Source organism: Dehalococcoidia bacterium (assembly GCA_028711995.1).
In the GTDB taxonomy this organism is placed as follows: Bacteria; Chloroflexota; Dehalococcoidia; order SZUA-161; family SpSt-899; genus JAQTRE01.
The window spans coordinates 1-11,446 of record JAQTRE010000091.1; the positions used below are offsets into that span (position 1 = coordinate 1).

An 11,446-nucleotide genomic window follows, 5' to 3' on the forward strand; every position below is an offset into this window, starting at 1 on the left:
TGTTGGCGCTTGTTTTGGCGCTAAATTCGACCCGCCAGCCGATTCACTCAGACTTTAAACTTCGCAGCATAATATCAGGGTGACTCAATCAGAATTCCGATACCGGCTTTTTGCAGGGACGCCACAATTACTTCTGGAAATGTCGTCCCATAAGAGTCCGATAAGAGTCTAAGGAGAGTACGATGGCAGAGTCGATTAAAGATAAAGTGGCAATTATCGGCACGGGTTGTGCCAAATTCGGAGAGAGATGGAATGTGAGCGCTGCTGATCTGGCGATCGAGGCCGCGCATGAGGCCTTGGCCGACGCAAAAGTCGACGTGAAAGATGTCGATGCTGGATGGGTAGCAACGATGTGGCAATGTACCGGAGCTGCGCTGGCCTTGCCGCTGAAGATGCAGTTTAAGCCTGTCACTAGAGTTGAGAACGCCTGTGCCAGTGCAATCGATGCACTCAGGAATGCAGCGTTTGCCGTAGCGGCGCATGCGTATGATGTTGTGCTGGTAGTAGGAGTGGAGAAGTTGAAGGACATGGGAGAGGCGGGGCTTCCGCCTGGCGGAATGCCTTCTCAGCACACAGTTTACGAGGCAGATTTCACGGCTCCGGGCACCTTTGCTCTGGCGGCTACCCGATACTTCAGCAAATACGGGCTGACACCTGCCGAAGGGAAAAAGATGCTGGGTATGATCTCGGTGAAGAGTCACCACAACGGCGACAGAAACCCCAAGGCTCATCTGCGGACGGAGATTACACTGGAAAAGGCAATGAACGCCCCGCTAATTGCCTGGCCTTTGGGTTTGTTCGATTGTTGTGGCGTAACCGATGGCGCTGCGGCAGCGGTGATTTGCCGCCCGGAAGATGCCAAGAAGTTCAGAAGTGACTATGCGCTGATTAAGGGATTTGGGCTTTCCATAGGTGCCGGCATGGGCGCCGTGAGAACGGACTATGATTATACGATCTGGCACGAGACTGTATATGCAGCCCAACAAGCTTATGCAGATGCCGGAATAAAGAACCCCCGTAAAGAATTGTCTCAGCTTGAGGTGCATGACTGTTTTACCATTGCTGAGCTTATTGCGGTCGAATCTCTTGGTGTCTGCGAGAGAGGCCATGCGAAGGAAGATATTGAGTCAGGAGCCTGGACACAGGAAGGAGAGATTCCGGTCAACTTGAGCGGAGGATTGAAATCATTCGGACATCCTATCGGTGCAAGCGGCGTGAGGGAAGTGGCCGAAGTGGTCAGGCAATTGCAGGGCAGGGCCGATGAACCTTCGCGGCAACTCAAGAATCCCAAGATGGGCCTGGTTCATAACCAGGGCGGCGTTCCAGGGAAGTTCATGGCTGGAATTGCCATCTTGGGATTGCCCGAATAAAAGGGAGAGCCGGGAAGCCCGTCAGATTAAGCTTTGAGTTCAGGTAAAGGAGGGTGGCAAATGGCCAAAGGGGAGATTGTTATCGATGAGAAGGCCTGCAAGGGATGTGGATTCTGTGTCAAGTTCTGCAACCAGGGGTGTCTGGAAATGGGTAAGGAGCTTGGCGCTTTAGGTAATTTAGCTGCGGTAGTGGCACATCCAGAGAAATGCAATGCTTGTGCTATATGTGGCTGGATGTGCCCTGATTACGCGATTACCGTCTACAAATATACTGAGGAGAAAGCCCCGGTCAAGAAATAACTGCGGTATCGCCAACCACAGGATGTTACAACAGGAGTCTTTGGGCGCATATCGAAGCGGGGAGATTGAACTATGAACAAATCAAAAAGCGGAAAAGAGACATCTAGCCCGATAGACAAGGCGATAGTTACCGGTAATGAGGCAGCATGTTTGGGAGCGGTCAGGGCAGGCTGCCGCCACTTCTTCGGCTATCCCATAACCCCACAGAATGCGGTGACAGAGTGGTTTGCACAGGAGTTGCCGGCAATGGGCGGGCGCTTTGTGCAGGCGGAATCTGAATGGTCGGCGGCAGCCATGCTGTTCGGTGCGGCCGCTGCCGGAGTGAGGGTTATGACCTCAACCTCCAGCCCCGGGTGGGGGCTCATGCAGGAGGTTGTCTCCAATATTGCGGGAGCCAACTTGCCTGTGGTGATCATGGATGTGCAACGGGGAGGACCTGGCCAGGGTTCAGTACAGCACGCTCAGATGGATTATCTCTCGGCAACTCGAGGCGCGCACGGCGGGTATAAAAACATCGTGCTCGCTCCGAACTCGGCGCAGGAGACTTTTGAGCTGATTCAGACAGCCTTTTATCTGGCCGACAAGTATCGGAACCCGACAATAATACTGAGCGACGGTATCATCGGGATGATGGTGGAATCCATTGAGATGCACCCCATGGAATTCGAGCCTTTGCCTCCCAAGGACTGGGCACTTAGAGGTTTCGCCAAAAAGGGCGGAAAGTTTGATTATGTTTTCGGCGGATATGGCACGACGCCCTTCTATAAACAGGCGCTTACGGGCTATTTCAATAAATATGAGGCCATGAAGAAGGCAGAGGTCCGATACCAGGCGATTGAGATCGATGATGCCGATCTCGTTATGGTGGCCTTTGGTTACGTGTCGCGTACCTGCATAGATGTGGTGAACATGGCTCGCGCTGAAGGACTGAAGGTCGGACTGTTAAGGCCAATAACGCTCTGGCCTTTCCCTTATGAAGCCGTCAGACAAAGAGCGGCTAGGGGGGCAAAGTTCCTCGTGGTCGAGGATAATCTGGGATGCATGATTGAGGATGTGGTCATGGGTGTAGAGGGCCGGGCGGAAGTTAGTTCGGTGAACATGTTGGCCCGCCATCTGGATACCGGCGCGGGAATGATCCTTCCTGATGCGGTCATGCAGAAAGTTAGAGAAATGCTTTCAGGGAGGAGTCAGGGATAATGGAGAAGCAGAAGATTTACGGAAGGCCCGCCTTGAAAATGTTTGCCACCGGAACATATGGGACATGTGCGGGTTGCGGGCATCCTCTTATCGGTCGAATAATCTATGAATGCCTGGATGAACTCGGGATCAAAGATCGTACCATACAGGTATCGGGTGTGGGTTGCACAGCGTTTATCAGTATGACCACACTCATCGATACGGCTCTCTGTACACACGGAACAGCCCCCGCGGTGCTCACCGGTATCAAGCAGGCCCTGTATGATGAGCCGATAGTCTATGCCATTCAGGGTGATGGGGATGCTGCCGCTATCGGTGCCGGAGCTCTCATCAACGCCGCCGTTCGCGGCGAGAGAATAACGATCATCATGGCCAACAACGCCAACTACGGCACGACCGGCGGACAAATGGGCCCGACAACTTTAGCAGGACAGGTGACAACCACCTGTCCCCAAGGGCGAGACCCCATTAAGCATGGATGGCCGGTGCATACGGCTGAGATGCTGGCCACGATAAAGTCGGTTGCCTATAGTGCTCGTGGGGCGGTTAACAGTCCTAAGAATTTCCAGCAGGCCAAGAAATATGTCAAGACGGCGTTCCAGAAGCAGATGGATGATGTGGGCTTCAGCTTTGTGGAGATATTGGATTTTTGCCCCACAAACTGGAAAATGTCACCGGTCAATGCCCTGGACTGGGTAGAGAAGAGGATGATCCCGGAGTTTCCGCTGGGTGAATTCAGAAACGTTGACAGTATCGTATAGCATGGCTGGCTTGAAGAATATCCGGAGGCAAATGATTGATATGGAGACGAAACCGAAGTGATATGAAGTGCTGATGGCGGGAATTGGCGGCAAGGGCGTTCTGACAGCCGGGAAATTCTTGTTGGAGGCCGGCGCCATAAAGTACAAAAACGTAGTCTATTTCCCCTCCTATTCTACGGAGATGCGAGGCAGCCCGAGCGAGTGCACGGTTATTCTCTCTGAGAGTCCGATCGGCTCCCCGGTGCTTCAATCGGCGGATGCTATTCTCATATTCGATCAGAGTCAACTGGCCAATTTTGAGAACAGGCTTCGCCCAAGTGGATTGATGGTGATCGATAGCACCATGCAGCAGGGAACTGTGAAGAGGAAAGATGTCAGGGTTCTGGAGATTCCGGCCATGACCATCGCCAATGCCGTGGGAGATGTTCGATCAGCAAATCTGGTGTTACTTGGAGGATACGTGCAAGCGACTGGCGTGGTGCCTATGGAGATCATCGAAAGCGAGATCAAGAAGAAATTCAAATCCGGCGGCGACAAAGTAATCGCGAAGAATATCGAAGCTGTTCATAAAGGGGCAGAAGTGGCGGCCGAGTGGGCTGCTGAAAAACCTGCCTGAAGGGAACGGATCGTTTTCAGGAGATGACACTGATGCAATCGTGTGAGCTCTCGGGGTATCAATAAAAAGACTTTAAAAGGAGGAACGAGAACAATGGCTGGAATTCTTGAAGGAATCAGGGTTATAGACTGGAGCATCTTTCAGCAAGGTCCTGTAGCTTCCATGATTTTGGGAGATATGGGAGCTGATGTCATCAAGCTTGAGGGAAAGGATGGCGGAGACCCTGGCCGAGCGATGATGAGAATTGCAGGAGCCATTCTGTCTTCAGATCTTTCCCAGCGCAATGCCTACTTTGAAGCTGGAAATCGTAACAAGCGAGCGATTGCGGTGGATCTCACCAAGCCCGAGGGAAAAGAGGTCATCTACAAGCTGGTTGAGAAGTCGGATGTGTTCATACAGAACTTCAGAGAAGGTGTTGCTGAACGCCTGGGGATGGGCTATCAGACCCTTCGTAAACTAAATCCTCGTCTGATCTATGCGCACGCTTCCGCATGGGGACCTAAGGGGCCTGACAAGGGGGACCCGTCTGCCGACTATACCGGAGTAGCCCGCTCCGGGCTGATGCATCTTATCGGTGAGCCGGGCATGCCGCCGCTGATGGTTCAAGGTGGACTGGGAGATCAGAGCGGTGCTGTCATGACTGCTATGGGAGTGATGTCGGCGCTTTACTACAGGGAAAAAACAGGGATAGGGCAAGAACTGGAGTCGTCATTATTGGGAAGCCTGGTGTTTCTCATGGGGCACCCGGTGACCATGAATACTCTGGTGGGACTCCCAACGCCCAAGATCGCCAGAAAGAAGGCGGGCAATCCTTTGTGGAATTACTATCAATGCGGCGATGGCAAGTGGGTTGCCATGGCGGCTCTGGCGGCTGACAAGTTCTGGCCCAACTTCTGCAAAGCATTGAGTTTAGAGAATCTTGAGAAGGACCCGCGCTTCAATAGCATGGAAACCAGACGTGCAAATGGAGAAGCATTGGTGACCATCCTAGATGCGACCTTCGCCAAGAAGGACAGGGCAGAGTGGGTCAAGATGTTGAAGGAAACGGGAATGGTCTACGGCATCGTGAACGACATACCGGATCTGAAAGAAGACCCGCAGGTTCTGGAAAATGACTACATCACCCAATACGATCACCCGATTTGGGGGCAGGTGAAGATGATAGGCTTCCCGATCAGCTTCGAGAAGACGCCCATGGCGATCACAAGGGAAGCCCCTGAGTACGGGCAGGATACGGAGACAATCCTTAACGAAATGCTTGGGTATAACTGGGATCAGATTACCGCGCTCAAAGACAAGAAAGTCATCTAGTCCGCAGGGTTTTTGATACAAGATCATCCCACGTGGCGAGCCGGTCAGGTCCATTCCGGCAGTAGTTACGTGGCACGAATGTGGACCATTTGCGTCGGGAGTTGAAACATGACAAATGAAGGGAAACTAAACCCCATTGAAGAAGCATATCGGAATCGGCTGGTTAGAGCAAAAGAGATGTCCGAGCGCGGAGAAAAGGTCGTCGGCTATTTCTACGGCCTTGTGCCTGTGGAAATGCTGACGGCGGCCGGCCTGATTCCATACAGGATCACAGGCGATATCAACGAACTGATCACCAGGGCGGATGCTCATCTCGAGATGAATATGTGCTCGTTTGTGCGCAACGCTTTCGATCTGGGAATCAAGGGGTGTTACGATTTCCTCGACGGAATCGTAACACCCCACGCCTGCGATTGTATATTTCGCCTTCATGATATATGGCGCAGCTGCATTCCCACAACGTATGCACATTTCATCAATGTGCCTCATATGGCTTCGACTTCATCTCTGGAGTTCTTCGAGGATGAGCTGGAGTTATTCAAACGCAGTCTTGAAGAGTACGCGGGCGTGAAATTGACCGATGACCGGTTGAATAAAGCGATCGGGATGCACAACAGGAATCGCCGGTTGATGAGGGAACTCTACCAACTCAGAAAATCAAAGCCTCCGATGATAACGGGGAGTGAAATGGTCAAAGTTGAGGTAGCAGCGCGGTGTCTGCCTGTAAACGAGTCCAATAAGTTGGTGCAAAACGTCATAAGGACTGTAAAGGATCGGAAACCGGGCCCGGCCGAGCACAAGCCGAGGTTCATCCTTTACGGTGCGGAGGTAGATCAACCTTCCTTTGTTGAGCTCTTCGAGAAGGGTGGGGCGGATGTGGTGGTAGACGCTACCTCTCTGGGCACCGATGACTACTGGTATGACGTGAATGGTGCGCCAAGTCCGTTGGCAGCCCTTGCCAATCGCTATCTTCTCAAGATTCCTTCTCCTCGAACTTGCAAGAATAGCGAGGCGCAGGATCACAGCGAGGATATGGAGTTCAGGTTCGGCCATCTCGGCAAGTTGGCCAGAGAGTTTAAGGCCAACGCCGCCATTGTCTACATTATCCGGTTTTGTGACACCTATGAACTGGACGCGCCCGATGTCCGCGAGTATCTTCAAAAGGTTGGGCTTCCTGTTCTGGACATCGAAGACGAGTATCATACCCAATCCCTGGGAAGGCTCCAGACCAGGGTAGAGGCGTTTGTGGAAAGCCTTCAGAGTTAAATAGCACAGAGGCAGGTGAGGTATGCAACAGAAAAAGACGACGGCGATCCATGCAACCAGTACATCCAAGAGGGTTAGATCGATCGTCAAGAATATGAACGACAGGGCTCTATCGGCCAAACAGAATGGTTTGCTGACGGCTTATTGTATGACGGGATGCCAGTACGATGAGATTCTGGTGGCTTTCGATATTGTGCCCATCTGGACCGAAAACTGGGCAGGGCTTTGTGCTGCCAAACGGGAGGCCGGACGATTTCTGCAGAAGGCGGAGAGCCAGGGCTATGCCGATGTTATCTGCGGATACACCCGAGTCGGATTGGGGTTCGATGGTCTCAGGTGTGAACTGGGCCATGCACCGGAAAATTCACCCGATGGCGGCATGGCCGAGCCGGACATGATGCTCGGTTCCAGCTGCAGTTGCGATCCGAGGTACAAGTGGTATCAAGCCCTGGGGCGCTACAAGAAAACCCCTCTGTTCAACGTGGACGTGATGTGGATTCCGGTTGAAGCCGATACCAAAGAGGTTCTCCCATCCTATGTGAAGTATCAGACCAAACAACTAAAGGAGTTGATCGAGTTCCTGGAGCGGCTGACGGGGCGCAAGATGGACTATGACAAATACGAGGAATCCTTTGCCCAGAGTCAGAAGACCTGGCAGTTGTGGTATGAGGTGGATCAACTGCGCAAGGCTGTGCCTTCGCCGATGCCATCTCAGGATCATTTCAACGTGATGGTCCCCGGCATGTTCCTGTGCGGCTATCCTGAGGCGACGCAGTTTTACCAGGACCTGCGGGACGAAGTGCAGGAGCGGGTAAACAACAAGGTTGGAGTTCTGGAGACTGAGAATTACCGGCTGCTTTGGGGTGGAGGACTTCCGCCCTGGCACACGATGTGGGTGTTTAATTACTTCGAAGATCTGGGTGGGGTGTTTGCCATCGAAAACGGCTATCGGGCTTTTGATCCGGTTGAAATTCCTTCCAGCATCAAAGACCCTATCGAGAAGCTGGCCTATAGAAGTGTGATCCGGTTCTCCGAGGGAAATGACGTCGCCAGGAAGCACACCGGCAACGCTACAGTGGAAAAGATACTGAGACAGATTGATGAGTACAAGATCGATGGCGTATTCATGCATGCTTCCAGGTCCTGCCGAGCGATGACGGTGGGACAGATTCACGTGAAAAATTTGATCAGTCGCTACAGCAAAGTTCCTGTCCTTCTTCTCACCAGCGACATCATCGACATGCGCGACTATTCTGAAGCCCATTGGAGAGCGCAGGTGGAGGGCTTCATGGCAGCGGTGGAAACCTACAAAAAAGGCAATCAAAAATCTCAGCAGTCGTCAATTATGGGATAGACTCGATAGACAACTGCGAACAAGATTTGCTGACTGAGAGGAATTTTGCCTTCCGCTTAACAAACCTGGCGCCGGGTGCTGAAAGAGGTTGTTCAGCACAGAAACGGTACGGCGCCTTTGAAAATAGTCTTTTGTTCGTTGTCCGAATTCGGCGAAGGGAAAGTTGAGCAGCGCCTATCTAAATGAGTGGGAATTCCCTGCCTGTGAAGGCGAGGTATCTGTACCATGGCGGTGTGTGAAGTCTTAGCCCAAAAAAGGAGGCCCGCGAACAATAGACGTCCCTCTTCCCACAGTCTATGGAACGGGGAAGTTCTGATTAAGTCCTGATCAACACTTGACCCCCCGAAATTGGGGGAAGAGCAGGGGGTTCGGGGTTCTTACCCCCCCTCGAACCCCCACTGGATGTATCCCATATCACTCCATCAGAGATTCCTGAGAGGTTTCATTTTCATGGAGAACCCATACCTCGAATTGGATTGATTCCAGGAGATATTTCGGGATAAAGGTCTTGAAGATGAACAAGAGAAAGGGAGCTAAACAGCATGGAATGAAACGGGAGGTGAAGATGGCCACGCTATCAAGAGAATATTGGTATGTATAAACCAACTAGTCTATCCACATAGGAAAGGAGGAAAAAGTGTTAGCAAATATAAGCGCATTCTGGTTTCAGGTAATCAAGAGCCGGGCAGGACTGCTGATCCTGTTGTGCATATTGATAGCGATTCCGGCGGCGATCCTCGCCAGTAATGTGGAGATGACCTCCGCATATGACACCTACGTATCAAAGGACTCTCAGGGGTACAAAGACCTTAAGGCGTTCGACCAGTATTTTGCCGGCGATCAGCTAATGCTGATTATGCAGGCGGATAGTTATGACACATTGCTTTCTGATAGCAACTACGAGGCCCTAAAGAAGGTTGAGGCAGAGCTATCCACGCTGCCAAACGCCTTCAGTGTGTCCAGCCCCGCCTTCTTGGCAGAGTTCATGCGGCCTCAGATGCCGACGGGCACACCCACCCAAACAATAATTATCGATCCTACCACCGGGAAGCCGCGGTCCTCGTTTGCCAGCTTCTTCTTCCAAGGCCCGCAGGTCCCGATGCCGACCATGCGTTTGATTCTGACCTTCAAAGGAAACCTCCCGCTGCCGGATAAAGGCGCAATCGCTGACGAAATGCGCGCGGTTGCCGACAAAGCCGGATTCCAGGGTATCACTTCCACTGTTTCCGGGTCCTCCGTCGTCATGTGGTATATCGAAGAAAACCTGGGCAGCGCCCTGGGCGTGGTTATGATAATCGCTTTTGTACTGATGTTCCTCGTGCTGGCGTTCTTTTTCCGGATGCGAGGCTTTTTCGTTTGGCGGTGGTTGGCCCTCGCCGTGGTGGCCGTCGGCGTCATCTACACGATAGGGATTATGGGTCTCATCGATCTGAACATCGCCCTGGCTTCCATGGGCGTGTTCCCCATCTTGCTCGGTCTGGGTGTGGACTATGTGGTCCAATTTCATAACCGCTACGATGAGGAACTGAGAAAAGGCAAGACTGCAGATGAAGCAGGATTGGCAGCCTTCACCCATATCGGGCCGCCCATCATCATCGCCGTGATCGTCGGCTGTGTGGCCTTCACCACGTCTCTCTTCTCGCTGACCCCGATGGTGCAGGATTTCGGCAAGATGCTGATCATCGGTGTGCTCGTCCTTCTGATTGTAGCGCCTACCCTGCTCATGTCGGGTCTGTATCGACGGGATCGGAGCAAGCCGGCCCAAGCGGATGCAAAGATTGAAGTTGCTGTTATCGAAAAAGGTCTGGCGTGGCTTGCGCCCCTAGTCGTGAAACTCGCCATCCCCATCATTGTGATTGCCGTCGTATTGACCGGAATCGGCTGGGCTTATGATGAGAAGATCGAGAGTACGGCAGCCGCCCAGGACTTCGTCGCGGCAGACGTGCAGGCGGCCAAGGATCTCCAACTGCTGATCAATCTGGCCGGAGGAGCCTCAGCTTCGTATATGTTGATTGACGCTCCGGATATTACCGATCCGGCAATGCTGCAATGGATGATAGAGCGCAAGCAAGCTGCCCTGTCCAAGTATTCCAGGGTCGAAGGCAAAGGCATCATCGCCAATGCGACTTCCATCGCTGACCTGATCTCCCAATTCAACGGAGGGGAACTGCCGGAGACAGCCGATCAAGCCAAGGCCATCGTGAACAAAATCCCTGTACCCATGAAGGCCAATATGATTACCCCGGACCTCAAACATGCCAACATCACGGTCAGCCTGGCAACCTCCACCGTGGACACCTACCGGCAAGGAATGGAGCAGGTGTTAGCGATTTGGGGTGATAATCCCCCGCCTAACAATACCCAGTTCATTCCCTGGACCGGCGTGGTATTCCTGTCACCCAAACTCGCTAAAGACCTGGATGACAGCCGGGGCAAGATGGTCTATATTGGAATCATCCTGTGCCTTGCAGCCCTGCTGGTTCTCTTCAAACTCAACTGGAAGCGGGTGATCACTGCCGCCCTCCCTATCGGATTGATCCTCGGATGGTCGAGCGGTGTGACGTACTGGGAATCAAGGTCAACCCCATCATGGCTACCATGACCGCTCTGATCCTGGGCGTCGGCACGGAGTTCACCATTCTTCTGCTGATGCGCTACTACGAAGAGCGGGAGCAGGGGGAGACACCCATTGCGGCGATGCAGACTGCCATGACCAAGATCGGTCGAGCGATCATCATCTCCGGATTGATGGTGGTCATTGGCTTTGGCGCGTTGCTCTTTGCCACTGACTTCCCCCTCATCACCGATTTCGGCAAAGTCACCGTCATCGATATGGCCCTGTGCATCGTCAGCACTATCGTGGTGCTGCCAGCCATTGTGGTTACCTTCGATAACTGGCGTGAAGGGAAAGCGAGACAAGCAGCTAAAATAGAAGCCTAGTTTTGAGGGTGGGAATCCAAGTCCAGTGCTTGGATTCCCACCATTTCAGTTGGAAAACCTAGAAATGATTATCATAACAGAGTTTGCATCACTCAGGGATTTGATCAGAGATTCCCCAAATGGAACCCCTATCGGTTCATCCCTGCCGGGATTCACGAGTTTCCTAATACACCAACGGTGTAGGTATGTTTCGGTCCACGGACTAAGGAACCTCTGATCAAGTCCGTCGAAAAATAAATTCAGCGGAATTCCCTCAATAAAATAACGTCGAAGTGTGGGTTTTCCGTGGTTCCGCTCTCTGAATAACCCCTTTTCAGGGGGATTTCCAGGA

Annotated in this window: 11 protein-coding genes; 10 read left to right on the forward strand and 1 reads right to left on the reverse strand. The window is 52.5% G+C overall.

Annotation, left to right across the window (positions count from 1 at the left end; genetic code table 11):
• Window positions 1–182 precede the first annotated feature (182 nt).
• From PHV74_11475 to PHV74_11520, 10 genes are all read left to right on the forward strand, one after another.
• The gene (locus PHV74_11475; protein ID MDD5094982.1) at window positions 183–1,370 is read left to right on the forward strand and encodes an acetyl-CoA acetyltransferase; all 1,188 of its coding nucleotides are present in this window, start codon (window positions 183–185) and stop codon (window positions 1,368–1,370) included.
• A 60-nt stretch (window positions 1,371–1,430) separates the two neighbouring features.
• Complete coding sequence (locus PHV74_11480; GenBank protein MDD5094983.1) at window positions 1,431–1,670, forward strand: hypothetical protein; 240 nt, start codon at window positions 1,431–1,433, stop codon at window positions 1,668–1,670.
• A 72-nt stretch (window positions 1,671–1,742) separates the two neighbouring features.
• Window positions 1,743–2,867: a 3-methyl-2-oxobutanoate dehydrogenase subunit VorB gene (gene vorB, locus PHV74_11485; GenBank protein MDD5094984.1), complete on the forward strand. Its 1,125-nt coding sequence runs from the start codon at window positions 1,743–1,745 to the stop codon at window positions 2,865–2,867.
• On the forward strand, window positions 2,867–3,628 hold the full coding sequence (locus PHV74_11490) for a thiamine pyrophosphate-dependent enzyme (GenBank protein ID MDD5094985.1): 762 nt from the start codon (window positions 2,867–2,869) through the stop codon (window positions 3,626–3,628). Before vorB ends, PHV74_11490 begins: the two co-directional genes overlap by 1 nt.
• Before the next feature lie 73 nt (window positions 3,629–3,701).
• A complete protein-coding gene (locus tag PHV74_11495) occupies window positions 3,702–4,244 on the forward strand; it encodes a 2-oxoacid:acceptor oxidoreductase family protein (GenBank protein ID MDD5094986.1) in 543 nt (180 codons plus the stop codon).
• A 93-nt stretch (window positions 4,245–4,337) separates the two neighbouring features.
• Window positions 4,338–5,555 (forward strand): CoA transferase, encoded by a 1,218-nt coding sequence (locus PHV74_11500; protein MDD5094987.1) that lies wholly within the window; start codon window positions 4,338–4,340, stop codon window positions 5,553–5,555.
• 108 nt (window positions 5,556–5,663) lie between these two features.
• Entirely contained in the window at window positions 5,664–6,821 is a 1,158-nt protein-coding gene (locus PHV74_11505; GenBank protein MDD5094988.1) for a 2-hydroxyacyl-CoA dehydratase family protein, read from the forward strand.
• Between the two features lie 22 nt (window positions 6,822–6,843).
• Window positions 6,844–8,175: a 2-hydroxyacyl-CoA dehydratase family protein gene (locus tag PHV74_11510; protein ID MDD5094989.1), complete on the forward strand. Its 1,332-nt coding sequence runs from the start codon at window positions 6,844–6,846 to the stop codon at window positions 8,173–8,175.
• A gap of 637 nt (window positions 8,176–8,812) precedes the next feature.
• Complete coding sequence (locus tag PHV74_11515; GenBank protein MDD5094990.1) at window positions 8,813–10,777, forward strand: MMPL family transporter; 1,965 nt, start codon at window positions 8,813–8,815, stop codon at window positions 10,775–10,777.
• Complete coding sequence (locus PHV74_11520) at window positions 10,765–11,115, forward strand: MMPL family transporter (GenBank protein ID MDD5094991.1); 351 nt, start codon at window positions 10,765–10,767, stop codon at window positions 11,113–11,115. The genes PHV74_11515 and PHV74_11520 overlap by 13 nt, the downstream gene beginning before the upstream one ends.
• Before the next feature lie 45 nt (window positions 11,116–11,160).
• Here the strand turns inward: PHV74_11520 and PHV74_11525 are convergent.
• Window positions 11,161–11,446: hypothetical protein (locus PHV74_11525; GenBank protein ID MDD5094992.1), on the reverse strand; the 286-nt coding region annotated here is incomplete at its 5' end.